The organism is Paenibacillus sp. Root444D2 (assembly GCF_001426375.1).
In the GTDB taxonomy this organism is placed as follows: domain Bacteria; phylum Bacillota; class Bacilli; order Paenibacillales; family NBRC-103111; genus Paenibacillus_E.
Genome location: NZ_LMEO01000045.1, coordinates 732,417 through 758,884, shown reverse-complemented (window position 1 = coordinate 758,884; position 26,468 = coordinate 732,417). Strand labels below are relative to the sequence as shown.

18 protein-coding genes and 3 pseudogenes are annotated in these 26,468 nt (G+C 47.0%); 20 read left to right on the top strand and 1 reads right to left on the bottom strand.

Features of this window, described 5'->3' with window-relative positions; all coding sequences use genetic code 11:
- Positions 1–75 precede the first annotated feature (75 nt).
- The 13 genes and pseudogenes from ASD40_RS24680 to ASD40_RS39500 all read left to right on the top strand — a co-directional run bounded on the left by ASD40_RS24680 (position 76) and on the right by ASD40_RS39500 (position 16,145).
- Complete coding sequence (locus tag ASD40_RS24680) at positions 76–1,608, top strand: carboxylesterase/lipase family protein (protein ID WP_057305787.1); 1,533 nt, start codon at positions 76–78, stop codon at positions 1,606–1,608.
- A gap of 340 nt (positions 1,609–1,948) precedes the next feature.
- Complete coding sequence (locus ASD40_RS24675) at positions 1,949–2,737, top strand: helix-turn-helix transcriptional regulator (RefSeq protein ID WP_235549366.1); 789 nt, start codon at positions 1,949–1,951, stop codon at positions 2,735–2,737.
- A gap of 41 nt (positions 2,738–2,778) precedes the next feature.
- The gene (locus ASD40_RS24670; RefSeq protein WP_057305785.1) at positions 2,779–5,103 is read left to right on the top strand and encodes a glycoside hydrolase family 95 protein; all 2,325 of its coding nucleotides are present in this window, start codon (positions 2,779–2,781) and stop codon (positions 5,101–5,103) included.
- Complete coding sequence (locus ASD40_RS39275; protein WP_327205307.1) at positions 5,099–5,323, top strand: beta-L-arabinofuranosidase domain-containing protein; 225 nt, start codon at positions 5,099–5,101, stop codon at positions 5,321–5,323. The genes ASD40_RS24670 and ASD40_RS39275 overlap by 5 nt, the downstream gene beginning before the upstream one ends.
- A gap of 92 nt (positions 5,324–5,415) precedes the next feature.
- Complete coding sequence (locus ASD40_RS24665) at positions 5,416–6,831, top strand: family 43 glycosylhydrolase (protein WP_057305784.1); 1,416 nt, start codon at positions 5,416–5,418, stop codon at positions 6,829–6,831.
- 153 nt (positions 6,832–6,984) lie between these two features.
- Entirely contained in the window at positions 6,985–8,529 is a 1,545-nt protein-coding gene (locus tag ASD40_RS24660) for a glycoside hydrolase family 43 protein (protein WP_057305783.1), read from the top strand.
- Between the two features lie 193 nt (positions 8,530–8,722).
- Complete coding sequence (locus ASD40_RS24655; protein ID WP_057305782.1) at positions 8,723–9,487, top strand: IclR family transcriptional regulator; 765 nt, start codon at positions 8,723–8,725, stop codon at positions 9,485–9,487.
- Positions 9,488–9,573: 86 nt separating this feature from the next.
- Complete coding sequence (locus ASD40_RS24650; RefSeq protein ID WP_057305781.1) at positions 9,574–10,455, top strand: fumarylacetoacetate hydrolase family protein; 882 nt, start codon at positions 9,574–9,576, stop codon at positions 10,453–10,455.
- 49 nt (positions 10,456–10,504) lie between these two features.
- Positions 10,505–11,974 carry an alpha-ketoglutaric semialdehyde dehydrogenase GucD gene (gene gucD / locus ASD40_RS24645; protein ID WP_057305780.1) on the top strand — a complete coding sequence of 490 codons (1,470 nt, stop codon included), beginning with the start codon at positions 10,505–10,507 and terminating at the stop codon, positions 11,972–11,974.
- Positions 11,975–12,021: 47 nt separating this feature from the next.
- Positions 12,022–14,004 (top strand): YjhG/YagF family D-xylonate dehydratase, encoded by a 1,983-nt coding sequence (locus tag ASD40_RS24640; RefSeq protein ID WP_057305779.1) that lies wholly within the window; start codon positions 12,022–12,024, stop codon positions 14,002–14,004.
- A gap of 15 nt (positions 14,005–14,019) precedes the next feature.
- Positions 14,020–15,396, top strand: a pseudogene (locus ASD40_RS24635) (glycoside hydrolase family 43 protein); the annotation flags it as partial.
- A 121-nt stretch (positions 15,397–15,517) separates the two neighbouring features.
- Positions 15,518–15,712, top strand: a pseudogene (locus tag ASD40_RS38840) (DDE-type integrase/transposase/recombinase); the annotation flags it as partial.
- A gap of 139 nt (positions 15,713–15,851) precedes the next feature.
- Positions 15,852–16,145: a sugar-binding protein gene (locus ASD40_RS39500; RefSeq protein WP_200957474.1), complete on the top strand. Its 294-nt coding sequence runs from the start codon at positions 15,852–15,854 to the stop codon at positions 16,143–16,145.
- A 50-nt stretch (positions 16,146–16,195) separates the two neighbouring features.
- On the opposite strand, the pseudogene ASD40_RS24625 reads toward ASD40_RS39500, so the two are convergent.
- Positions 16,196–16,513, bottom strand: a pseudogene (locus ASD40_RS24625) (transposase); the annotation flags it as partial.
- A gap of 50 nt (positions 16,514–16,563) precedes the next feature.
- On the opposite strand from ASD40_RS24625, the gene ASD40_RS36650 reads away from it, so the two are divergent.
- From ASD40_RS36650 to ASD40_RS24590, 7 genes are all read left to right on the top strand, one after another.
- Positions 16,564–16,908, top strand: a complete 345-nt coding sequence (locus tag ASD40_RS36650) for a hypothetical protein (protein ID WP_057305776.1) — start codon at positions 16,564–16,566, stop codon at positions 16,906–16,908.
- 267 nt (positions 16,909–17,175) lie between these two features.
- Positions 17,176–18,858, top strand: coding sequence for an ABC transporter substrate-binding protein (locus tag ASD40_RS24615; RefSeq protein WP_057305775.1), 1,683 nt, complete (start codon positions 17,176–17,178; stop codon positions 18,856–18,858).
- Between the two features lie 72 nt (positions 18,859–18,930).
- Complete coding sequence (locus ASD40_RS24610; RefSeq protein ID WP_057305774.1) at positions 18,931–19,905, top strand: ABC transporter permease; 975 nt, start codon at positions 18,931–18,933, stop codon at positions 19,903–19,905.
- Between the two features lie 13 nt (positions 19,906–19,918).
- Positions 19,919–20,830: a carbohydrate ABC transporter permease gene (locus ASD40_RS24605; protein ID WP_057305773.1), complete on the top strand. Its 912-nt coding sequence runs from the start codon at positions 19,919–19,921 to the stop codon at positions 20,828–20,830.
- Between the two features lie 126 nt (positions 20,831–20,956).
- Entirely contained in the window at positions 20,957–22,477 is a 1,521-nt protein-coding gene (locus tag ASD40_RS24600) for a response regulator transcription factor (RefSeq protein ID WP_057305772.1), read from the top strand.
- 25 nt (positions 22,478–22,502) lie between these two features.
- Positions 22,503–24,326 (top strand): sensor histidine kinase, encoded by a 1,824-nt coding sequence (locus ASD40_RS24595; RefSeq protein WP_057305771.1) that lies wholly within the window; start codon positions 22,503–22,505, stop codon positions 24,324–24,326.
- Positions 24,319–25,824 (top strand): response regulator transcription factor, encoded by a 1,506-nt coding sequence (locus ASD40_RS24590; RefSeq protein WP_057305770.1) that lies wholly within the window; start codon positions 24,319–24,321, stop codon positions 25,822–25,824. The genes ASD40_RS24595 and ASD40_RS24590 overlap by 8 nt, the downstream gene beginning before the upstream one ends.
- The last annotated feature ends 644 nt before the right edge of the window (positions 25,825–26,468 follow it).

Sequence of the window (26,468 nt, the reverse complement as noted above, 5' to 3'; positions counted from 1 at the left end):
CTTTTTGATCTTTTGCAGATTCTTGCGAAGACGCTTTCGTGGAACGAGTTCGCTTAATGAAAGGAGAAATCAAGCATGCTTAGAGTCGTAAACGTTGAAAACGGATGGGTACAAGGGTTGCCGGCAGCCGACCCCAGGATCACAAGTTTCAAAGGGATCCCGTTTGCCGCTCCGCCCGTAGGAGAGAACCGTTGGCGTGCTCCGCAGCCCGTCAAAGACTGGGAGGGCGTGCTCAACGCGTACGAATTCGCGCCTGTCTCGATGCAGGCCAGACAAGAGATCGACGACAACAATATTTATACCCGGGAATGGGCCGTGGAACCGGACATCGCCATGGACGAGGACTGCCTCTACCTTAACGTGTGGACTCCGGCTAACCGTGCCGATGAAAAGCTGCCGGTGTACGTATGGTATTTCGGAGGAGGCCTGCAGGTCGGTCATACGGCCGAGATGGAGTTTGACGGGGAACGCATCGCCCGAAGAGGCATTGTCGTGGTTACGATCAACTATCGTCTGAACGTGTTCGGATTTCTATGCCACCCTGAAATCACGGCGGAATCGCCGGAAGCTCCCGCGAACTTCGGCCACCTCGACCAACAAGCTGCTACAAGATGGGTCAAACGCAATATCGCTGCTTTCGGCGGCGATCCGAACAGCATCACCATCGGCGGACAATCTGCCGGCGGCGGAAGCGTCATGAGCCAGCTTACTTCACCGCAGAACAACGGCCTCTTTCAGAGAGCGATCGTGCAGAGCGGGGTATTCACGGAGCTCTACCCAGGAGTCCGCACGCCCAGGTTTCTGCGCGATATAACGGAAGCCGGACAGGAAGGCGTTCAATTCTTCGAATTTCTCGGCATTTCCTCGCTTGCGGAAGCCCGGAAGCTGGATGCGGTTTCTCTCCGAGACAAGATGCTGGAGTACAAGGCGTTCTGGGGCACCGTCGTCGACAATAAGTTCAGTGTTGGCAGCGCGTTCGAATTGTTCCTTCAAAACAAGCGCTTGCAGGTACCGGTGATGTTCGGCCATACGTCATCCGAGTTTTTCAGTGCTCCGGAGGCCGATTCGCTGGACGAGATCAAGAACTTGGCCGTTAACTTATTCGGCGACGATGCCAATGAATTTCTTGAGGTTTGCGGATTTCCGTCAGGCAACTTCGATGAGGTCTTGAAAAAAGCTTCGGTAAGTGGCATCGAATACGCGATACGGATTGCCGGACAGGCCAATGCGGATACCGGCGCCAATCTCCCGCTTTACTATTACAATTTCGATGCGGGAATCCCGGGTTGGGATAACCCTGGAACGTTCCACTCGGTGGATCTCTGGTTCTTCTTCGAGACCCTCGCCAAATGCTGGAGGCCGTTCGTCGGCAAACATTACGATCTTGCCCGCCAAATGTGCAATTACTGGGCGAACTTCATTCGTTCTGGAGATCCGAACGGCAAAGATTCTACGGGAGAGGACTTGTCTCGGTGGGAGCCCTATACGCCAGAGGCGGCGTACGGCATGCGATTCGCGGATCAAGCCGAGTTTTCCAGGGAACAACCCAGCGATATGATGCAGCTCCTCGTGAGACAATATTTCAAGAATTCGGCAACTATATCCTGATCTCCAAAGAGGGTGGCATTGAGGTTCAAAAAAACGGCAAACTTCTCATTTTAACAAGCGGCCGATGTTCGTGACGGTAAAGACCGCCTTTGGCGTTAGAGGTTAATGACCAAGCTTACGAGACGACCTTGGTTTTTCAACCAAGGTCTCTTTGAAGATTCCGGAATCGGATGACGTCCATGACTATGAGCCATTCCCATTTCGATGAACATCTAGTTTGCGATGTAGGCAAGAATGCCAAACGAGCCGTCGTTCTGTTGCTTCGTTGACTGTTTTCAAACAGTCATATATGCTAATAAAAATAATTGATGTATTGTCATTTTTTTGATACTGGAGGATCATGATGACCAACATTTTCTATGTTGAATATGATGCCGCACACGCAAGCAATTTTGTGTTCGATGTCCCTGAGGGCCATAACTGTTGGCTGCTCGTCGTGACCCATACACCTGCCCTGTTCTGGGTCAATGAAGAATTGAAGGAGTACCCAGCACACAGTGGAGTTTTATACCATCCCCATCAAAAAATTTATTACCAGGCCTGCGCGGAACAATATAAGAATGACTGGATTCGTTTCGAATCCAACGAATCGTATGTAACGGAAACATCGCTTCCATTCGGAGTGCCATTTCCATTGAATGACCCTGAATACTGCCACAAACTATTTCAACTTCTCGTCAGCGAACACTCTTTTCAAAAAGATTATAAAGAATCATCCATTGACTGCTTACTGAGAACCTTGTTTAACAAGCTGCTGGAATCTTACTTTCAAGAAGCAATTACGCCCAAATACTACAACTTGTTATCGCTTCGGACCGCCATTTACAGCAATCCTAGCCAGGACTGGGCGGTTCCGAGAATGGCCGACTCTATCCGTATCAGTCCTGGGTATTTGCAGACAATTTACAAGAAGACTTTCGGGATTTCTTGTATGGATGACGTGATTACAAGCCGCATCCGCCAAGCCAAAGAATATTTGTTGCACGGCTCTCTATCCATCGCGGAGGTCGCTTTACGCTGCGGGTATAACAACGTGGAGCACTTCTGCCGTCAATTCAAGCAGATTACGGGCTTTACACCAAGAAAGTTTCACAAGCAGATGGAAGGCGCGTCTGTTGAGAGGCGCTGATTATAAATAGAATACGATTGTAAAGTGAAGGGGCAATCATCATGAGTGAAGCACGTTTAGAGTACAAAGAAAGACTATTTTTTCGCTCCCCAGCCAAGCATTGGGACGAAGCATTTCCGATTGGCAACGGACGGCTGGGAGCTATGATTTTCGGAGGGGCATGCTCCGAACGATTGCAGCTTAATGAAGATTCCTTATGGTATGGAGGGCCAAGGGATCGGCATAACCCGGATGCTTTGGCACATCTTCCGGAAATTCGCCGCCTCATATTTGAAGGGAAGCTCAAAGAAGCCGAGTCCCTCGCTTCGCTTGCCTTAACCGCGATCCCTGAAACCCAGCGTCATTATGTGCCGCTCGGCGATCTGTTTCTTCACTTCCAAACATTAGACGATAACCAAGTCATCGATTATGAACGGGAGCTCGATTTATCAGAAGCAGTGGTCAGCATTTCCTTTAAAGCGGGTGAGGTTCATTATCGTCGCAAGATCTTTGCGAGCTATCCGGACGGCGCGATTGTGATTCGATTGACGGCTGATACACCGGGCCAAATTTCCTTTACGGCAAGAATGGGAAGGGAAAGGTTCCGATACGTAGACCATATCCGCACAGAAGAAGGTAATTCGATCATAATGAGCGGCAATAGTGGCGGAGGTGTCAACTATTGCGGTGTGTTGATGTGCAAACCAGAGGGAGGTCAAATGCGTACGATTGGGGAGCACTTGGTCGTGACCAATGCCGATGCCGTCACATTGGTTATTTCCGCCGCCACGGATTTTCGAGAGTCCGATCCTGAATCCGCAGCGTTTGCGAATGCTAAGCGTGCTGCTTCACGGACGTATATCGATTTATTAACAGCCCACATTGAAGATTATAATAAACTGTTTCAGCGGACGTCGTTAAGGCTTGATCCTGCATTCAAAGCTGTGGAACAAGACACCTCGAAACGATTGGAACGGATGAAGGCTGGAGCCGAAGACCCCGCACTTCTAGCTTTATATTTCCAGTATGGCCGTTATCTGCTTATTGCTTCAAGCAGACCAGGATCTTTACCTGCGAATTTGCAAGGGATTTGGAATAAGGATATGTTGCCGGCCTGGGACAGCAAATTTACCATTAACATTAATGCGCAAATGAACTATTGGCCGGCTGAGATCTGCAATTTATCCGAATGCCATGAGCCTCTCTTTGAATTGATCGAACGGATGATTCCAAACGGTCGCCGAACCGCTCAAGTCATGTATGGGTGCGGTGGCAGTGCTGCCCATCATAATACTGATATTTGGGCGGATACCGCACCGCAGGATCTTTATCTACCCTCGACATATTGGCCCCTTGGTCTTGCATGGTTATGTCTGCATCTTTGGGAACATTATCAATTCGAGCGGAATGAGGCATTTCTGAAACGTGCTTACCCGATGATGAAAGAAGCGGCTGCTTTTCTTGTTGATTATATGGTCGAACTTCCGAGTGGAGTGCTTGTCACTTGCCCCTCTGTCTCACCTGAAAACACATATAGATTGCCGAATGGGGAAACGGGCGTGCTTTGCTATGGGCCGTCCATGGATAGCCAGATTGCTCGCGAATTGTTTCTCGCATGTCTAGCGGCAGGTGAACAGTTAGAGACGGATATGGACTTCTTGACAACGCTTAAACTTACAATGGATAAGCTGCCGCAGCCCCAGATTGGGCGTCATGGACAAATACAGGAGTGGATTGAAGATTATGAGGAAGTGGAGCCAGGACATCGTCATATCTCACACTTGTTCGCTTTGCACCCGGGAACACAGATCACTCCAGAGAAGACACCAAACCTAAGTGCTGCTGCTCGCCGGACACTTGAGAGACGACTTTCAAACGGAGGCGGACATACAGGCTGGAGTCGCGCCTGGATTGTGAATTTTTGGGCTCGGCTGGGAGATGCGGAAGAAGCATACGAAAATGTAACTGCCCTTTTGACGCACTCCACATTGCCCAACCTTCTCGATAACCATCCGCCGTTTCAGATTGACGGCAATTTTGGCGGGACTGCGGGTATCGCGGAAATGCTGCTGCAAAGCCATGCTGACGCCATTCATTTGTTACCAGCTCTCCCTAAGGCATGGTCCAATGGTGAAGTAACGGGGCTGCGCGCCCGCGGTGCGGTAACGGTAGATATAACATGGAAGGACGGTCAATTACAGCATGCTGATCTGAAGCCAGATTATAAAGGGGTGTATCGTATTCGTTGCAATCTGCCCATCCAATTATGGATGGAAGGGGAGATTTATGAGCCAACGCAACTCGACGCATCAACCTATTCGTTTGAGGCGGAGGCAGGGACTGCGGTTCAAGTACTAGCTAAGGCCGAATCCAAGCCCGCGAATTGAGATTTCGGTTTTATCGTTTAACCAATACTCCTTAGCGGGAATCCCGTCAAATGCGGAGCCCCTTGGCGGTTGGGAAGACGTGGAGTGCGGCTTAAGAGGACATTTCGTAGGGCATTTTCTTTCTGCCTGCTCCAAATTCGCATTTGCGGATCAGGATGAAGGCATCGTGAAAAGGACTGGCTGGAATTTGCTGTGGATGACGATCAGGGCAATCAGGTGATATTATTCATACCGTTGTTCAGAGTCGAGTAAGAAGAATATTCAGTGTATATGAAAGAAACATCCAATTTAGCAAGGAGTGAACAGATTAATATGAAAAAACAAGCACGAAATCCATATCTTCCATCATGGGAATATATTTCCGATGGAGAACCGTATGTTTTTAACGGCAGAGTTTATGTATATGGCTCTCATGACCGTTTCAATGGGCATGCGTATTGCTTGAACGATTATGTCTGTTGGTCGGCACCTGAGGATGACCCGGCAGACTGGCGGTATGAAGGCGTGATTTACAAAAAAACAGATGATCCGCTTAATCCTGATGGAAGCATGTGTCTGTATGCACCAGATGTCACGGTTGGTCCGAATGGACGTTATTATTTGTACTATGTCCTTGACAAGGTTTCTATCGTTTCGGTCGCTGTTTGTGATACCCCGGCCGGCAAATATGAATTTTATGGCTATGTTCGATATGCCGATGGAACACGTTTGGGAGACAGAGAAGGCGACGAGCCACAATTTGATCCAGGAGTGATGACAGAAGGAGAAAGAACGTACCTGTATACCGGTTTCTGTGCAGCTGGGGACAAGTCAAGAAGCGGTGCCATGGCTACGGTCCTGGGTCCCGATATGCTCACGATTTTAGAGGAACCGGTATTTGTCGCGCCAAGTGAACCTTACAGCAAAGGCAGCGGATTCGAAGGGCATGAGTTTTTTGAGGCTCCTTCTATAAGGAAGAAAGGCGATACGTATTATTTTATTTATTCATCCATCGTCATGCATGAACTGTGCTACGCGACCAGTAAATGTCCAACAAAGGATTTCGTATATCAGGGAGTCATTGTCAGCAATAATGATCTTCATATCGACTCATACAAACCGGCGAATAAACCCATGTATTATGGCGGCAATAACCATGGTAGCATTGTTGAGATGAATGAAAAGTGGTACATTTTTTATCATAGACATACCAACGGAACGAATTTCAGCCGGCAAGGTTGTATCGAACAGATCGAATTCCGCGAGGATGGTACGATTCCGCAGGTGGAAATGACATCCTGCGGTTCGAATGGAGGGCCGCTTGACGGTCGAGGGGAATATCCTTCGTACCTGGCTTGCAATCTGTTTTGCAGTGATGAGGCGTTGTATACAGGAGCTCCCGGGGAATGGATGGACTGTCGGTTTCCGAAGATTACCCAAGATGGGAAAGATGGAGATGAGGAGATCGGTTATATCGCCAATATGAGGGATTCCGCAACAGCCGGATTTAAATATTTTCAGTGCGATGGGATCAAGAAAGTTAAAATCAGGGTGCGTGGATATTGCCGTGGTACCTTTGAAGTGAAAACATCATGGGACGGTCATGCTCTCGGGAAGATATCGGTTGACTTTACAAATATATGGAAGGAATATTCTACGGATCTCGTTATACCGGATGGCATACAAGCCTTGTATTTCACGTATACGGGTACGGGAGGCGCGAGTCTAGCTTCGTTCACATTGGAATAACCAACATAGGATCATGCTCATTCCAGGCAACGGTTTGACACCCTTGGAGCATCGGGATGCCTTACGAGCTAATAAGTGAGTTGAGAAAGACGTCACGACTATTGAACATGGCTGTTTATTGTAGGAACTAAATGAAGGAAAGGGGTAATGCAGATGTACCCGAATCCCATTATATGGGCTGACTATCCGGACCCCGACGTGATCCGGGTGGAGGATACTTATTATATGGTCAGTACGACCATGCATTTTATGCCGGGGTGTGTAATATTGAGGTCGTATGACCTGATCCATTGGGAAGTGGCAACATATGTATATGATGCTTTGGATGATACACCGGATCAGAGGCTGGAGGGTGACCGGCAGATCTATGGAAAGGGAATGTGGGCGGCATCTTTGCGTTACCATCAAGGTAAATATTATGTATGTTTCGTAGCAAACGATACTCATCGAACGTATTTGTTTTCTGCGTTTGAAATCACAGGACCATGGATGAGGCACCCGAATATCGAAGGATTCTATCATGATTGCTCACTTTTGTTTGATGATGATGGCAGAGTTTATATTATATATGGAAATGCCGAGATTCATCTTACAGAATTAAAGGAAGATTTGACCGGTCCCAAGCCTGGTGGATTAAACCGGATCATTGTGAGGGAGACAGGACCTTATCATCTTGGTTATGAAGGTGCCCATATCTATAAGATTAATGGAAAATATTACGCATTTTTTATACACATTACACAGTCCAGACATAGTCGTAGAACACAAGCCTGTTTTGTAGCAGATTCCCTGGAGGGGGACTTTGTTGGAGGAGAGGTGTTTGATGATGACATGGAGTATTTTAATGCAGGTATAGCACAAGGCGGAATCGTTGATACACCAGATGGAAAATGGTATGCCCTCTTGTTTCAGGATCATGGTGCCGTTGGCCGTATCCCTGTCTTGGTGCCTTTGCATTGGGAAAATGATGTTCCGGTATTCGATAGTAAGCCACCCCCATATATCGACATTCCGAGTACTAGACCCGGATATGAATACAAACCTTTGGTCGGAAGCGATGATTTCTTCTACAAGCCGGATGAGAACGGCAAGGTTCATCTGAAAGACTACTGGCAGTGGAATCATATCCCGACAGATATTTTGTGGTCCGTAACGGATAAGCCGGGTACATATCGTATTCAATCTGGAAAAATTAATCCCAATTTAATATTTTCGGTAAATACATTGACACAGCGTGCAATGGGGCCCGCATGCGAAGCTATCGTTACCTTGGATGGAAGCGAGCTAAAGGATGGTGATTATGCAGGCTTGTGCTTCTTGATCAGCACCTATGGCTGCATTGCACTTACCAAGGAAGCTGGACAATACTACTTGGTCATGTTGGCAAGAACCACAGACGATAAAACGATCTTCGGAAACCTAGTAGACAAAGAGACTGGGGTGGAATATGCAAGGATTCCAGTGGACAGTGACAAAGTTACTTTGAAGGCTTATGGCAATTTCGTGAACAATACAGACGAGTGCGAGTTTTATTACATGGACGGAGAAGACTGGAAAAAGCTTGGTATTACCCATAATATGGTCTGGAAAATGGATCAATTTGTAGGGGCGCGTTACGGGTTGTTCCTATATTCTACCAAGGAGATTGGAGGAACGGCTCAGTTTTCTAGGTTCGTGTACAATGTGATGAAATCCTGAGGATGAGTGAGCATACATGAGATAAATCCTTAGTACTGAGGGACGGGAAACTATAGTTGAATAACTAAACCAGCTAATATCTTGTCAAGATTTTTCAATAACACCGCAGTGTATATCTAGTGATAAATAATAACTTTATCTTGATTGCATGGTTGTAAAAGATTATTATGGACTTGTGGATAGGAGTGATACCATGCCTATTATTCAAGCGCTGGACAGAGCATTGAAAATATTGGATTTATTCGACGAGCATACGACAGAGCTGAAAATTACAGAAATCAGCGCGAGAATGGAGCTTCACAAGAGTACAATACACTCCTTATTGAAAACGCTTCAGTTACACGGTTATATCAATCAGGATATGGAAACAGGAAAGTACAAGTTAGGGTTAAAGCTCCTGGAAAAGGGACAGCTTATGCTGCAAGGCCTGGACATCCGTACAGTTGCCCGAAAGCACTTGACTGCTTTGTCGGAGCAGACAGGTCAGACAACCCATCTCGTTATTCTTGATGGGAAGGAAGGCGTGTATTTGGATAAAGTTGAGGGAGAAAAAGCTGCGATTCGCTATTCCCGAATCGGACGCAGAATATCACTTCATAGCAGCGCGGTAGGAAAGGTGTTGACAGCCTTTAGAACGAAGGATGAGATCGATATGCTCCTTCGGAATTACCATTTCTCCAATATTACAGAAGCGACGATTACGGACAGAGGGGCATTCCTTCACGAATTGAATCAGGTAAGTGAGCAAGGGTACTCCATTGACAATCAGGAGAACGAACCGGGCGTACGATGCGCTGCAGCTCCTATTTTCGAACATAATGGTTCGGTTGTAGCAGCGATCAGCATATCAACTTTAATTTCAACGGTAGATGACCTATTGTTTAAGCAATATATTGCCCTACTTAAGAAAGAAGCAGAGACGATTTCACAGACCCTGGGGTTTCGGCAAGTTTTGTAAAGCATGTCGAGTCCAGGCATTTTTTACACTAGAATTTGAGAACGCAGTTTTATAATGTAAAACAAAATTAGAGGAGTGAGCAATTTATGAAAATTATCCGTTTTATAAATGAAGGGCTTTCACAGCTAGCTGCAGTTAATGACGAAGGGCAAATTTTCGTATTGCTGCAAAGCGATTTTTTAGCTTTGATTCAAGAAGCTGACGAAAAAGAGATTTCACCGCTCGAGTTGGTTTTGAAAATGATCGAAGGCCGTGAAGCGCTAACATGTCAAGTAGATCAGCTGGAGCTACTCGTTCCAATTGAAGCGCCAGAAGTATGGGCTGCTGGGGTTACGTATGAGCGAAGCCGGGATGCGCGAAATTATGAGGCAACCGAAGGCAAACTGGATGCCTTGACCTTTTACGATAAAGTTTATGACGCTGTGCGTCCGGAGATTTTTTTCAAATCGACGGCTGCCCGAACGGTAGGTCCAGGCGGCGAAGTACAACTCCGAAGCGATTCCGTGTGGCAGGTGCCAGAACCGGAGTTAGGTCTTGTTCTAAACGCTATGGGGAAAATCGTAGGATACACCATTGGCAATGATATGAGCTGCCGGGATATTGAAGGCGAGAATCCGCTCTACCTGCCTCAGGCCAAAGTATGGAAGCGTTCCTGCTCCCTGGGACCAGCGATCCGTTTAGCCGAAACGGTAGACGACCCTTACAACTTGCAGATTACAAGCCGAATATATCGCAGTGGGGAAAAAGCTGTCGAGGGAACGGCAAATACCAATCAGCTAAAACGAAAGCTTGACGAATTGACCGAATTTTTAATTCGGGATAATGAATTGTTTGACGGGACCGTGCTGCTGACGGGAACGTGTATTGTGCCGCCTAACGAGTTTACACTCGCTCACGGAGACCGGATCGAAATTGAGATTACCGGTATTGGGAAACTTGTTAATCATGTTGTAGGTGCAGGAAGTTAATCTATAATTATCCTATTGGTAGATAACATACATTTAAGGAGGAATATATATGACATCCGTATTTGTTGGAGGGCAAACTTATTTAAACTATATAAACGGTGAATGGTGTCCTGCTAGCGTTGGGCAAACGGTTCCCAGCATAAACCCAGCTAAAAGAACTGAAGTCGTGGGCTATGTGCAGTCGTCGTCATTGGAGGAAGTGAACCAAGCGGTTGCGTCCGCCAAAGCGGCACAGCAAGGTTGGAGAAAGTTATCGGGCTCGGCAAGAGGCGACTACTTGTTTAAAGCGGCCAATGCGCTGGAAAGACGCATCGATGAAATTGCCGAGACGATGACGCGTGAAATGGGCAAAACATTGCCGGAAGCAAAAGGCGAAACGGCACGAGGGATCGCCATCCTGCGCTATTATGCCGGTGAAGGGATGCGGAAGATCGGAGAAGTGATACCCTCCACGGACAGCGAAGCGCTGATGTTTACGACCCGTGTACCGCTTGGGGTTGTCGGAGTTATTTCACCTTGGAATTTTCCAGTGGCGATTCCGATATGGAAAATGGCGCCAGCCTTAATCTATGGCAATACGGTTGTGCTGAAGCCTGCTCAGGAGACGGCCGTAACGGCTGCCAAAGTCGTAGAATGCATTGCAGAAGCGGGACTTCCTGCCGGTGTATTAAATATGGTGACTGGCAGCGGATCTGTGATCGGGCAAGGTCTTGCAGAGCATCCGGATGTAAACGGAATTACGTTTACCGGCTCCAATCAAGTTGGCAAACGGGTCGGTCAGGCGGCACTGGCCAGAGGGGCGAAATATCAGCTTGAGATGGGAGGGAAAAATCCGATCATTATAGCTGCAGATGCCGATTTGGATTTGGCGGTTGACGCGACGATCAGTGGCGGAATCCGGTCGACAGGACAGAAATGTACGGCAACAAGCCGTGTCATTGTGATGCGTGATGTGTATGAAACTTTCAAAGAAAAGCTCCTGAGCAAATTAAAAGGTTTAACAGTTGGTCATGGATTAGATGCCGGTACATGGCTCGGCCCTTGCGCAAACGAAAATCAGCTAAGAACGGTGCAGTCCTACATTCAAAAAGGAATAGAGGAAGGAGCTGAGCTGTTATTCGGCGGAGCATCACCAGATCACCCGGATCTCGCCGAAGGCTTCTATATTCAGCCCACCGTGTTCGATAAAGTAACTCCGGAAATGGCGATTGCCCGGGAAGAAATATTCGGCCCGGTCCTCGCGCTAATTCAGGTTGAATCCATGGAAGAAGCCATTCAACTGGCTAACGATTCGGATTATGGTCTGAGCGCTTCTATTTACACGCAAAGCATAGGCAACATTCTTTCGTTTATTCAAGATATGGACGCCGGTTTAGTAAGAATTAATTCCGAGACAGCCGGAGTGGAGTTGCAGGCTCCGTTCGGCGGTATGAAGCAGTCTAGCTCTCATTCGCGCGAGCAAGGCCAGGCGGCCATTGAATTTTTCACTTCGATAAAAACGGTATTTCTCAAAGCTTAAGCGTATCACTTTTGCATTGAAACCTAATTCGGAAGGGTGGAGGGTTAATGAGAGAGCAATTAAAATCGATTATGGCAAATGAAAATAACGATTTGTTTACAATCCGTACGCACGCGCAAGGCCCAAAAGGCTCATTGCCGCTAACAAAAGAAATGTTATTGCATGCTCCCAGCGGAGAGTTGTTCGGACTTACCCAAAATGTTGGGATGGGGTGGAAACCGTCTCGCCTGAAGGGTAAACAGTATCTGTTGTTAAGCACGCAAGGGGGCATACGTAAGGAAGACGGCAGTCCTGTCGCGCTCGGTTATCATACCGGTCACTGGGAAGTTGGCCTGCTGACGCAGGCTGCTGCAGAGGTGATCACAGAAAGCGGAGGGGTTCCTTTCGCCGGATATGTGAGCGACCCTTGCGACGGTAGGTCCCAGGGAACGGAAGGCATGTTTGACTCCCTGCCTTATCGCAACGATGCAGCGATCGTTTTCCGGCGACTCATCCGCTCCTTGCCGACGCGCAAAGGAGTGCTCGGTGTGGCGACCTGCGACAAAGGACTGCCTGCCATGATGATTGCTCTCGCCGGGATGCACGAACTCCCTTGCGTAATTGTGCCCGGAGGAGTGACATTACCTCCTACGGAGGGCGAAGATGCCGGGAAAATCCAAACCATAGGTGCAAGGTATGCTAATGGCGAAATCAGCCTGGAAGATGCTGCCGACCTTGGCTGCCGGGCTTGTGCCACACCGGGCGGAGGCTGCCAGTTTCTTGGAACGGCAGCTACTTCGCAGGTTATTGCAGAGGCTATGGGCATGACGGTGCCTCACGCTGCGCTTGCACCGTCGGGACAGCCCGTGTGGGAAGAGATGGCCAGGCAGTCGGCCCGGGCAATGATGACGCTCGAGGAAAAAGGAATCCGGATGAAGGATATTTTGACCGAAGCGTCCATCCACAATGCGATGGTTGTTCATGCGGCCTTCGGCGGATCGACCAATTTACTGCTGCATATCCCTGCTTTCGCTCATTCGGCAGGGCTGCCCGTTCCGACTGTTCGAGACTGGATTCGTATCAATAAAGACGTACCAAGGTTAGTCAGCGTATTGCCGAATGGTCCGGAATATCATCCGACTGTGCGCGTATTCTTGGCCGGAGGGGTACCGGAAGTGATGCTGCATCTCCGACGCTTGGGGGTACTGAAAGAAAGTGCGTTGACCGTAACCGGTGAAACGCTGGGTACTGTATTGGATTGGTGGGAAACGAGCGAGCGCCGAGGGCGGATGAGAAGTCTGCTTATGGAAATGGACGGCATCGATCCGGACAACGTTATTATGAGTCCAGAACGTGCCAAAGAAAGAGGGTTGACCTCGACAGTTACGTTTCCTACTGGGAATCTGGCTCCGGAAGGATCGGTGATTAAATCGACGGCAATTGACCCGACAACCATTGGAGAGGATGGGGTTTACCGCCATCGGGGCAATGCCAAGGTGTTTACCTCGGAGAAAACGGCTATCTCGGCAATCAAGAAAGGCGGCATTCAAGCTGGAGATATTATGGTGTTGATCGGGCGCGGACCATTGGGTACCGGGATGGAGGAGACCTATCAATTAACCTCAGCATTAAAGCATTTGCCGTTCGGCAAATACGTATCCCTAATTACCGATGCCCGGTTTTCGGGCGTATCCACAGGTGCCTGCATTGGTCATGTTGGACCTGAAGCGCTAGCTGGCGGTCCGATTGGTAAACTACGGGATGGTGATACAATCGACATCGTAGTTGACCGAAATCGTTTGGAAGGCAGCATCCATTTTCTAGGCGATGGTGGCGAATTGCTGCCCCCTGAAGAAGGAGCCCGTGTGCTTGCTGCCCGCGACCCTCACCCGGAGCTTGCCGCAGACGAAAATCTACCTGCAGATACTCGTTTATGGGCTGCCTTACAGTCTGTCAGCGGTGGAACCTGGGCAGGGAGTGTTTATGATGTGGATCGTATTCTCGCTGTTTTGGAAGCAGGTACAAAAGCATTGGCTGTGCAGAACAATTAGGAGAGGAATGATAAGATGACCCATATTACGAACCCAATTTTGCCCGGATTCAATCCAGATCCTTCTATTCTTAGGGTAGATGATAATTACTAAATTGCCACGTCCACGTTTGAATGGTTTCCCGGCGTTCAAATTCATCATTCAAAGGATCTTGTACATTGGAGGCTGCTTCGTCACCCGCTAACAAGAAAGTCTCAATTAAATATGGAGGGCAACTTGGATTCCGGTGGAATCTGGGCGCCATGTTTAAGCTATCATAACGGTGTTTATTATTTGATCTACACGGATGTAAAAAGCAGAATTGGAGCTTTCAAGGATACCCATAACTATTTGGTAACAGCTACAGATATTAGTGGGCCTTGGTCGGAGCCTATTTACCTGAACAGCAGTGGATTCGATCCGTCTTTATTTCATGACGATGATGGACGCAAGTGGCTCGTCAATATGCTTTGGGACTTTCGCAAAGGGCATAACAGATTCGCAGGCATCGTACTGCAAGAATATTCAGTTGAGGAGCAAAAACTGATCGACCCGATCACAAACATTTTCAAAGGAACGGAATTGAAGCTGACTGAGGGTCCTCACCTTTATAAATACAACGGCTATTATTATTTGTTGACTGCAGAAGGAGGAACGCAGTACAACCATGCCGCCACAATGGCTCGCTCCCGTAATATTCAGGGGCCTTATGAAGTAGATCCGCAGAATCCGATTCTGACCTCTGCGGGAAGACCTGATCTCACCTTGCAAAAGTCTGGGCATGCCAGCCTCGTGAATACGCCTGCGGGGGAATGGTATATGGTTCACTTATGCGCTCGTCCCGTCAAGGATAAATACTGCAACCTCGGCAGGGAAACTGCAATTCAGCGCTGCGAATGGACCGAAGATGGTTGGCTGCGGCTCGCCGGAGGAAGCCGTTACCCGCTGCTTCATGTCCAAGCGCCGGATTTGCAACCTTATCCTTTCGGGCCTGAGCCTGAGAAAGATGATTTTGACGGGCTGGAGCTGAACGTTCATTGGAGCACGCTGCGGATTCCCGCCGATCCGTCTTGGTTAAGCCTGAATGATAGGCCTGGTTATCTCAGGCTGCGGGGGATGGAATCGCTGATCTCAATGCACAGGCAAAGCCTAGTAGCCCGCCGGCAGCAAACTTTCCGCTGTGAAGCGGAGACGTGTCTAAAATTCGTTCCCGATCATTTTCAACAGATGGCGGGGCTTATACTCTATTATGATACGAAAGATTACGTCTATTTACGGTTAACTCATCATGAAGAGTGGGGAATATGCCTGGGGATTCTACAATCCAAGAATGGGGTCCAAGACGAGTTGTTGGATCATGATGTCAGCATGGACGGGATCTCAAGGTTCCGATTGAAGGTCGTCATTGACCGCGTAGATGTTGACTTCACCACACAATCAATCGCCACGCGTGATCACTGCCGACAAAAACCCAGCGTAACCTGCCGCAGTCCAGCAATTGAAGGACGAGAAAGTTATGAATCAAGAAACGTTACTTCGACAACAGAAATATCTCAACAATATTATTGAACAAGATCATCGATTCATAAAGAAAATCATAAAACCAATATTGGGATTTAAGTCTTTCAAAACTGCCGAAAAAACTATCGCGGGAATCGAAGTCATGCACATGATAAGGAAAGGACAGGTCGAATGCAATCATTCGTCTGTCCTCTCTGCAGTTGAATTANCTGCCGAAAAAACTATCGCGGGAATCGAAGTCATGCACATGATAAGGAAAGGACAGGTCGAATGCAATCATTCGTCTGTCCTCTCTGCAGTTGAATTAGTCAAAAAATTGTTTGGTTTGACAGCATAGTCAACCAACAATAAGACGGCTATCTTTTTATAGTTTCAATAGTTGCACCAAAACCCACCAATCAATCCGAGGTGAGCGGAAACGCTCACGATGTTCTCTTTTTTCTCCGATTTCAGAAACTTTAAGCGCAACTTATCTTGGAGCAGCAGATTCGCAAAACCCTTGGGAACAAGATTCCATTGAGATTTTCGTGGATCAGGATCACAATCGAACGACGACGGCCAGTATCGCGTCAACTTCGCAAATGAGAGAACCGTCGACCATCGTTCAAGCGGATCGACCTTCGACACCGTCACGAGCGTAGTCTACGACGCAGGTGGTCAGACTGCGGGTTATGACGTCTTTGCAAGTATTAATAACAATCTTTTCTCCAGGATAGCGATCAACAGCTTGTTCCAGGAAGCGCAGAAACACACCGGCATCATACTGTTCCTCTACTATACAAAACACTTCGCCGCTTTCATAATCAAGTATACCGATCAGTTTTACGCCTCGATGCTTGCCGAATGTGGGGATTTTCTTTTGCTGTCCTTTAGGAAACCAGGTATGAGCTAGCGCCTGATTGTCACGAATCATCGACTCATCTTGGAACAAGATTCGATCAATTCGCGTTGGATCAATTTTTTTAACTGCTTCAAATGCTTGTTTGAACAATTCCTGCTTTTCAGGGTCCTGACAGCGCCCCCCTGGGGTGACCTTGTTGCAAGCAAAGGATGCATCTTGTGGTTATTTGGCATGCAGATTACGGGCGAATATATTATTATGACGAAGAGCGGGAACGAGAACTTGAGAAAAAATGGGGAATGCAAGCTTATGAAAGACAAAAAAATAAAGAGCAGAAGCTGCTGGATGAGCGAGCCAAAAGGATGAAAGGTACGCTAGAAGATTGGCTCGGAATGAATGATCCAAAAGTTTTTATTGATTATGTGAGTCTAGAATGTGGGTGCATAGACCAGGTTCCTGATTTCATTGTGTATGAATGTACATGGGGAGATGAGGACGGTGAGGAACCGAAGTTCTTTTGCCCAGAATGTAATGGAACGGGTAAGAAAGGAAAAGCTTCTTGACGACTGATTTAAATAGGCTCAAAATGTGTGGAGGCGGATCCTTGTTTAGGTGCGGAAGGACAACCTTGCTTGAAGTAAACAGCCGTAGATGGGTTGACTTATTTAGTCGAACATTAGATTTACATGACTGTAATTCGTAGGGGTAAGACCTATATTCTGTGAATTGTAAGCGTATTCTTGAGAGGTATAATAAATAGTGTAAGTAAATAAGTGTTTGGCCTAAAAGGATCATGCATCTTCATGGAGACAATAAGGGAGGACTAGAAAATGGTTAAACAAGTAAAACGGCACGCTTTAGCAGCATTGGTACCCGTTCTGGCACTAGGACTGACACTATCAGCCTGCAGCAACTCGAAGGATGGTGATGCTGCGAATAGCACCGCATCACCTAGCGGTAGTCAGACAAGTCCGGCAGCAACGAAAAACGACGCGATCAAGCCAGTTACATTATCTGTGTTCATTGGTGGCCCTGGCCAACAGCCGACTCCTGACAACAAGATCTACAAGATGATTAAAGATAAAACTGGCGTTAGCCTAAAAATGGAGTTTCTGGTCGGTGACCTGCAGCAGAAGATGGGCGTTATGATTGCCGGCGGTGATTATGCGGATATTATGTCCGGGGATGATAAACTAATTGCGGCCGGTGCTTTTATTCCCCTCGAGGACCTGATTGACAAGTACGCACCGAATCTGAAAAAGCACTATGCCTCCGTGTTGAATCAGGCCAAGGATCCTGCAAGCGGTCACCTTTATGTTCTGCCAGCTTACGGTGTATTCAGTGGTCAAGTTAACGATACTACGTATGAAGGACCTGGCTTTTACCTGCAAAAGGATGTCCTGAAGGAATTGGGTTATCCAACTCCTAAAACGTTGGACGATTATTTCGATATCATTGCGAAATATAAAGCGAAACATCCAGATATGATCGGGTTTGAGACGTTGAGCTTCGACTGGAGAAACTTCCCGCTGCTTAATCCGCCTGAGCATTTAGCTGGTCACCCAAATGACGGTGGTGTTATCGTCGAAAACGGGAAAGCGCAAATTTTTGCGGACAAGGATATTGCCAAGACCTATTACAAGAAGCTGAATGAGATCAATGCGCAAGGCTTGATGGATAGAGAGGCACTGGTACAGAACTACGATCAGTACTTAGCTAAAATTGCCAGTGGCCGCGTCATTGGGATGTTCGACCAGCACTGGAACTTTGGCGATGGAGAAAATTCTTTGAAATCACAAGGTAAATTCGGCAGCACATACGTAGGGTTCCCGCTCTTATATCCAGGTGCCAAAGAGTACTATCGTGACCGTCCAGTTTTGAACATCAACCGCGGATTCGGGATTTCGACGAAAGCCAAGGATCCGGTTCAAATCATCAAATTCCTTGACTCACTAATGACCGAAGATTGGCAGAAGACACTCCAATGGGGTATTCAAGGCGAGGATTATGAGGTAAAGGATGGCAAGTTCTACCGTACGCCTGAACAGCGCGCGAAAGCAGACGATAATACATGGAAGCTAGCGAATAAAGCGGATGGGTTCTTTGGTGGCCTGCCTAAGATGCAAGGGACGTATAGTGACGGAAATGCAACAGATCCGGGATCACAGCCACAGGAATTCTTTGACAGCTTGAAGCCGCAGGATCAGGAAGTGCTGAAGGCATACAACCATAAGACATGGGCAGAGTTCTTCAAATCACCTGTAGAAAATCCCGTATACTACCCAGCGTGGAGCATTGATCTGGTGGATGGTTCACCAGCCAAAGTGGCCAATACGAAGCTGAACGACCTTGCCATAAAATATTTGCCGAAAGCTATTATGGCCAAACCGGATGACTTTGAAGGTGTATGGAAGGAATATGTGGAACAGATTTCCAAAAGCAATTTCAAAGCCTACGAAGATCGTATTAATGAACAAATTAACTGGCGTATTCAGAATTGGGGCAGCAAATAAGAAAATAGAACATGTAGTAGAGTGGGGGAGACTCAGGGTCTTCTCCGCTTTACTTCCTAGGAGGGAATGTCGATGGCCGAGACCATACTGTCCAAAAGACCAACGAAAAAGCAAAAAATTGATCCGGAAATCGGCGTCGGTTTAAGTTGGAAGACGCTCAAAAATCAGAAGCAGTTAATGCTGATGTCGTTTCCCATCGTGATTTATATTCTGATTTTCAATTATGTACCGATTTGGGGCTGGTTGATGGCGTTCCAGAATTATCGTCCTGCTTTGAAATTTTCCAAACAGCAGTGGGTGGGGTTGAAGCAGTTTAAATTTCTCTTTCAAGATGATACGTTCTTGACCGTGCTTCGCAACACGCTTGCCATGAGTGTGATCAATTTGGTTCTTAGCTTTGCAACAGCCATTATTTTAGCTCTTTTACTGAATGAAATTAAAGTTCGTTTCTGGAAACGGTCCATCCAAACGATTTCTTATCTGCCTCATTTTCTGTCATGGATCATTGCTGCGGGTATTGTAGCGACTTCGCTATCCGTCGACGATGGTATCATTAATCAGTTGTTGATGAAGCTGCACCTCATTAATGAACCTGTGATGTGGCTTAGTGAGGGCAAATATTTTTGGGGGATTGTGGGCTTGTCTAATGTGTGGAAAGAGGTGGGATGGAATACCATCATTTACCTTGCAGCTATCACCTCGATCGATCCGTCGCTGTATGAGTCTGCTGGGATCGACGGTGCAAACCGTTACCAGAAGATCCTTTACGTCACACTGCCTGGGATCAAGTCGACATTTATCATTCTATTAATCATGAACATCGGACATATTCTGGATGCAGGCTTTGAAATTCAGTACCTGCTCGGCAATGGATTGGTCGTCGATTGGTCGCAAACGATTGATATTTTCGTTCTAAAGTACGGGATTGCTCAAGGCAACTATTCGCTGGCCACTGCGGCAGGTATTTTCAAAACAGTTGTAAGCATAATCCTTATTCTAATTGCAAATTCTACCGCCAAGCGCCTTGGTGAAGAGCGGTTGATATAAAGGAGAGATGACGATGGGAACAACAACTGCGCGCAGAATTCGGATAGAGCCGATTCTGTTCCATACGATTAACGGCATCTTCATGCTCGTTCTTGCTATAGTAACCTTATATCCGTTCCTTCATACACTAACGATTTCATTCAATGAGGGCAATGATGCGCTTCGGGGAGGCATCTATATATGGCCTCGTTCATGGTCATTGCAAAATTATAAGGCGATTTTCCTTTCCGGTACGATTTACCATGCGGCGTGGATTTCAGTCGCTCGTACGATTACAGCGACGGTGATAGGTGTATTCCTTACCACCATGTTAGCGTATACACTAGCACAGCCCCACTATATTTTTCGTAAAATCATCGGTTTAATTTTTGTGTTGACGATGTATTTTAATGCAGGACTTATTCCTAACTACTTTCTGATCAAAAGCCTGGGGCTTCTGAATAACTTCTGGGTGTATGTGCTCCCAGGAATGGTGAGTGCGTTTAATCTCATAGTCATTCGGACGTATATTCGAACGCTTCCATCAGGCTTGGTTGAGTCTGCGAAAATGGACGGGGCCGGTGATTTCACCATATTTATACGCATCATATTCCCGCTGTGTACGCCTGTACTAGCGACCATCGCCTTGTTTATTGCAGTTGGCTCTTGGAATTCCTGGTTCGATACATTCCTGTATGCTTCGTCTGATTTGAAGCTGAGTACACTTCAGTACGAAATGATGAAGCTGCTTGGATCAACGATGAGCAGCAACAATGATCCCGGTCTGATGTCAGGGGCAAACACAAATCAAACGAAGGCCATGGTTACGCCTGCTTCCATACGTTCGGCGATCACGATTGTGGCGGCGGTTCCGATTCTATTCGTATATCCTTTCCTGCAAAAGTATTTTATCGTCGGCATGAACCTTGGAAGCGTCAAAGAGTAAGAAGGAATAAACCATGAGGATAATCATTTCCCGTTTCAGCTCGGAGCTGGGACGGTTTTTGCTTTGTTTAGGCCGATCCTTTCCTTTATAATAGACATATCTACTCCCTGAAATGAGGTGTTTCCCATGTTAAGGGTCATGTTTGCCGATGACGAGCCCTACATGCTAGAGGGATTGCGGTCAATGATTGATTGGAATAAGCTAGGCTTTGAAATATGCGGGGAAGCGCCGGATGGCGAAGACGCATTAGCCATGATGGCGTCGACCCTGCCTCATTTGGTGCTGACGGATGTTCGAATGCCTGTCATAGATGGTTTGGAATTGATTGAACAAGCTTCCTGTCTGTATCCTGAAATGAAATTTATTATTTTGAGCGGATACGCGGATTTCGAATATGCCAAAAAAGCTATGCGACATGGTGTGGCCAATTATTTGATGAAGCCTTTAATTGAAGATGAGCTTATAGCTGCGGTGGAAGCGGTCGCGAATACGATCCAGGAGCGTGAAGCTCACAGCCAGTACGAAAGCGCTGCCTTGGATTGCTTACGATTGGAAACGATTTCAAGGTTATTGCAGGGAGAAATCAGGCAGAAATGGATTGAGCAAGCGAACGCCTTGTTAGATCTTCATGAATGCTCAAGCTTCCGCTGCATCTTACTTGAACCTGACGTTCAGGCTCATGTCCAATCGGACCTGATACAGGTTATTGTGGATAGGATCAAGCTTCCTCAAGCGACGACTTTACTTCCATTTGGGGTAGGCAAAGAACGGCATGGATTCTTACTGGTCTCGGGGCCAGAGGAGCGCGATCTTTCTCCCGCAATGATTACAGAGCTAATTGCCAGTATACGAAATAACTGGGGCAGAGCGCTCTCGTTTTCGGTAAGCGGCGAACACAAGGGACCGCATGCGTTAAAAGAAGCATTCCGTGAGGGACTTTTGGCCGAAATGTGCAAGTTCCCTTCTGGAACGGAAGGGATTTACATCTATCAAGGAGAGTGGTCAGCGGAGACACTGCCTGCCTTTGTTGGAATGACGGAATCCATCCTAGCTGCCGTCGGTAGTGGGTGTCCAGAAACGGTACGAGCCCACGTGCACCATTTATTCATCACTCTTTCGAGGCAGTCCGTCTCCGGATCTTGGCTGAGCGCTTATTTAGGCAACATTAAGCTTGAAATTTTTAAGGTTGTTACCCAATCCGGAGGTGAGCATGTGTGGGCCCCGGATTGGTTCACTTCATACGTGCCAACGGATCTTGGCCTCTTGGAACGCAAGGTCATGCGGGAATTCCTGCAAGCTGCAGAGTGGATTGGCCAGAAGAAAGGCATAGGGCAAGATGCGGTCATATCCGCAGCGGAAGACTACGTCAAATCGCATTACAGCGAAAAGCTGCAACTCCAGCATGTCGCAGAGCATTTTCGGCTGAATCCAGCCTACTTTGGCCAAAGGTTTAAGAAACAAGTTGGCCTCACCTTCAATGAATATTTACATGTCGTACGAATTGACGAGGCCAAAAAATTACTTCGTCGTGAAGAACTGAAAATATCCGATGTCGCTAATCGTGTCGGCTACTCTGATTCTGAACAGTTCGTAACCAAGTTCAAGGCACTTACCGGCCTGTTACCCTCTGCCTACAAAAAGGGATGACCTACAACTGACAAGGAGATCGCATATGAGCCGGAGATGGAAGCTGTTAAGTATAGTTAATGATATTCCGCTGAAATTCAAGTTTCTGATCATTTACTTGATGTGTGTGCTGCTTCCCATTTTGTGTATAAACGGTTTATTTTACATGCAGGATAGCAAAAACACGGAACGTAGAGAGATGGACAACTTGCGAATTTCCCTGAATCGGGTCGGAAGTGAAATCATGCAAATGGTGAACGAAGGTGTCGTGATTGGCAACGCCGTATCCGCTGACCGTGTCTTTAATGAAATGCTTGAATATACGTACTCTGATAATGTCGCCTATTACGAAGAATACGATCGTTACCTCCGAGATAAATTGGGTCAGTATCCGAATATTTACCCATATATATCTTGGATTGGCGTGTATACCTCTAACCCAACGCTATCCAATGGTGGAAGTTACTTTGTGCTTAAGCCCAGTGATCTGCAGAGTAAATGGTACCAGAAGATGAACGAAAAGAAAGATAAGGTGACAGTGACCGCTTATTTGGATACGAATCCCATGAATCCCGAGGAGAAATTGGTATATGTCAGCATTAGTCGGAAGCTGGACAATTTCCCTGACCTTATGGCATTCTCCAAATATCTGCGCATCGATATTCGGATGGATAAGCTGCTGGAGCTGTTTGATAAAGAACACGATTACTTGCAAATCAAGCTCGTGGATGAGGAAAATCAGCTTGTTTTGGAATCAGCAGGTACATTTAAAGGTGTTGACCCTCTGTTGCAGATCCTGCCTGTATCTAGCGATAATCAGCTGGCAGGCTTACCTGGGAATAGCTTCGTCAGTCCTCTCAGTACCGCCAGTTACATGCTTAACTGGCGGCTGATCGGGATTCCGGAGGGAAGTCGAATCGCGGAGGAGAGGAAAGGGGTTATCCACTTTTTTATATGGCTGACACTCATCTCTACGATTATTCCGACGATATTGATTTATATCATTATGCATTCCTTTAATTTCCGGGTACGAAAGCTCTCCAAACATATGCAATTGGTGAAAAACGAGAGGTTTGAACCCATCACGATGTATGAAGGGAAAGATGAGATCGGCAATCTTCTTCGCAGCTTTAATCTGATGACAGGGAAAATACGCAATTTAATCAATGACGTATACAAACTCGAAATTCAAAAAAAAGATTTGGAGCTCGAACGCGTGCAGGCAGAGCTGAAATATTTGCAAAGTCAGGTAGATCCTCATTTCCTGTTCAATACGTTAAACGCGATTCTCGTAGTCTGTAAGAAATATCGCTATGAGCATGTGACGGAAATCATACAAAACTTGTCCCAAATTCTGAGAAGGCTGCTAAGCTGGAAAGAGGACTTGGTAACCGTAGAAGAAGAGTTAAGCTTTACCGAAATGTACCTCCAGATCGAGAAATTCCGATTCCAAGATCGGTTTCACTATGAATTGTCCGTTGACGAATCTGTTCTCGCGTATCGGATCCCAAAGATGAGTATTCAATCGCTCGTAGAGAACTCTTGCAAACATGGTCTTCAATCGGTTAAAGGGAATCGCAGGATTCGAATATCTGTAGAGAGAGCAGGAATGAACTTGCTCATGAAGGTCGAAGATAACGGAATCGGTATGAACAGTGCGAAGCTGGATGAGATTGTTCAGAGTCTATTTAAGGGAGAAGACAACGGCAAGAACATCGGACTTCGCAACGTGTACCGCCGCTTAAATCTGTTTTACGCAGAACGTTCTCTCTTCCATATTGAAAGTATCCCCTTCGAAAAGACAAGCGTTACGATTCAAATCCCTTTGAGTCTCATCAAGAACCAGGAGGAGGCTATTGGACATGTATAAAGTTATTTTTGCTGATGACGAGCCTTTTGCCTTGGAAGGGATAAGGCTCATGATGGAGTGGGAAGAGCTTGGCTTTGAAATTGTGGGAATGTGCGAGAATGGCGAAGAAGCATTGGCCTGTATTGAAGCCTGCAAGCCCGATCTCGTGGTAACAGATATTCGGATGCCGGTGATTGACGGTTTAGAATTGATTGAAAGGGTGCAAAAAGCAGGCAGTGATCCGGTATTCATTATTTTAAGCGGGTACAACGATTTTGAATACGCTCGATCTGCCCTGAGGTACGGGGTTAAGCATTATTTGCTTAAACCAGCTTTAGATAGGGAATGGGATGCTATCATTCAACTTGTTATTCAGGAGCTGCAGCACCGAGAACAGCAAAAGGTACGAAATGACCTTGTTGCTAATCGTCTTGTACCGACTATGCTTGCTCAGATAATTCGGGGAGAAATTTCGGCAACGGACGAGAACGTAGGTGAGATACTGAATCCTTTGGTACTAGGAGATCAGGGATGGAGGTATATCCATTTCGAATGGTTGAGCGGCACAGAGCATGAACTGGATGCGAGGTACTTACAGTCGCAGAAAGTTTATCCCATTGATTTATTTGGGAATCAGGAGGGGCTTGTCATGCCGTCTGTCCCTGATATCAAGGAGTGGGCTCAACATGTATATGAAGATCTTCGTCAGCACGGTATCGAATGCTGTCTTTCGATAGGACCACGGGTGGACTCCCTCCGACATATTGCAGATTCGTATACAGGTGCTCTAGAGGCATCCGTGCATCATTTCTTTCATGTATCAGGGGGTCCACTCGATTACGAAACGATTCATCTCAGGCAAATTAGCTATGACCTCCATGCGGTTTCTATCGTAGACGACATTCACATTGCGATCGAGGCGCTTCAGGTGAAACGGATTGGCGAGCTGATTAAACAAATGTTTGTGATGCTGTCTGCTAACAAAACGGCTCGGGAAGTCGTCCATTTGTTGGTCATCCGCATTGTTCTGAAGAGCGCTGCCGTCATGCGGGAAATGGGCATCGATTCAGAGGCACTGCCTCGTGTTCGCGATTTTTTGAGAAGGGAGCATCGTTCCTTAAAAGAAGTGGAGGAATCCCTGCAGGTATATATGCAGCAGTATTTGAGCCAGTTGAAGCAGCATAAAGACAAATTCTCGGGCCATCCCCTTCGGGTTATTGAGCGTTATATCCAAGAACATTATCGGGAAACGCTAACGATTAAAGATATCGGAGAACGGTTCTTTATGAACCCGGTTTACTTAGGCCAAGCGTTCATGAAGAGGTGCGGCGTAGGCATGATTGAGTATATTCATGATCTGCGCATTCATGAGGCGAAGCGAATGCTGTGTGAATCGGATGAAACGATTCGCGTGATCGCGGAGCAGATCGGGTACGCTAACTATCATCATTTCCTCAAAGAGTTTGAAAAACGTGTGTCCGACAAGCCCGCCGCGTATAGACAATTAAGAAAAGCCTAAAAGAACAGGGAGTGAATCCTACAGTCTGTGCCGTTTCTACGAAGGACGTGTATTTCTTTTCTAAGAGATACACGTCTATTTGCGTAGATAAGACTTCCATGCCGCGTTGCGGCACCACTGATGAATGAAAATTTTTAATTTTCAGGGTAGCGCGCTCGTCCTAGAAGGACGACGGAGTCGTTTATCCTTGAGATAATAGAAAGTATAAGTTTCGAGGTAGATCATGAGGATACTCCCTTTCTAATTTATTTGGTAAATTTGGTAGTATGGAGAGAAGGAATACTAGCGTACAAAAATAGTGCGCAAGGTCGTCGGATCGGTCGCGACCGGACGCTAGCGCACAAAAATTGTGCGCAAGGTCGTTAGATCTGTCGCCACCGGACGCTAGCGCACAAAAATTGTGCGCAAGGTCGTCAGATCCGCCGCCACCGGACGCTAGCGCACAAAAATTGTGCGCAAGGTCGTCAGATCTGTCGCGACCGGATGCTAGCGCACAAAAATTGTGCGCAAGGTCGTCAGATCCGCCGCCACCGGACGCTAGCGCACAAAAATTGTGCGCAAGGTCGTCGGATCTGTCGCGACCGGACGCTAGCGAACAAAAATTGTGCGCAAGGTCGTCGGATCTGTCGCGACCGGACGCTAGC

Excerpts from the sequence above, each read along its gene's own strand:
- ASD40_RS24680 (WP_057305787.1), top strand. The coding sequence starts at position 76 with ATGCTTAGAGTCGTAAACGTTGAAAACGGATGGGTACAAGGGTTGCCG.
- ASD40_RS24675 (WP_235549366.1), top strand. The coding sequence starts at position 1,949 with ATGATGACCAACATTTTCTATGTTGAATATGATGCCGCACACGCAAGC.
- ASD40_RS24670 (WP_057305785.1), top strand. The coding sequence starts at position 2,779 with ATGAGTGAAGCACGTTTAGAGTACAAAGAAAGACTATTTTTTCGCTCC.
- ASD40_RS24665 (WP_057305784.1), top strand. The coding sequence starts at position 5,416 with ATGAAAAAACAAGCACGAAATCCATATCTTCCATCATGGGAATATATT.
- ASD40_RS24660 (WP_057305783.1), top strand. The coding sequence starts at position 6,985 with ATGTACCCGAATCCCATTATATGGGCTGACTATCCGGACCCCGACGTG.
- ASD40_RS24655 (WP_057305782.1), top strand. The coding sequence starts at position 8,723 with ATGCCTATTATTCAAGCGCTGGACAGAGCATTGAAAATATTGGATTTA.
- ASD40_RS24650 (WP_057305781.1), top strand. The coding sequence starts at position 9,574 with ATGAAAATTATCCGTTTTATAAATGAAGGGCTTTCACAGCTAGCTGCA.
- gucD (WP_057305780.1), top strand. The coding sequence starts at position 10,505 with ATGACATCCGTATTTGTTGGAGGGCAAACTTATTTAAACTATATAAAC.
- ASD40_RS24640 (WP_057305779.1), top strand. The coding sequence starts at position 12,022 with ATGAGAGAGCAATTAAAATCGATTATGGCAAATGAAAATAACGATTTG.
- ASD40_RS24615 (WP_057305775.1), top strand. The coding sequence starts at position 17,176 with ATGGTTAAACAAGTAAAACGGCACGCTTTAGCAGCATTGGTACCCGTT.
- ASD40_RS24610 (WP_057305774.1), top strand. The coding sequence starts at position 18,931 with ATGGCCGAGACCATACTGTCCAAAAGACCAACGAAAAAGCAAAAAATT.
- ASD40_RS24605 (WP_057305773.1), top strand. The coding sequence starts at position 19,919 with ATGGGAACAACAACTGCGCGCAGAATTCGGATAGAGCCGATTCTGTTC.
- ASD40_RS24600 (WP_057305772.1), top strand. The coding sequence starts at position 20,957 with ATGTTAAGGGTCATGTTTGCCGATGACGAGCCCTACATGCTAGAGGGA.
- ASD40_RS24595 (WP_057305771.1), top strand. The coding sequence starts at position 22,503 with ATGAGCCGGAGATGGAAGCTGTTAAGTATAGTTAATGATATTCCGCTG.
- ASD40_RS24590 (WP_057305770.1), top strand. The coding sequence starts at position 24,319 with ATGTATAAAGTTATTTTTGCTGATGACGAGCCTTTTGCCTTGGAAGGG.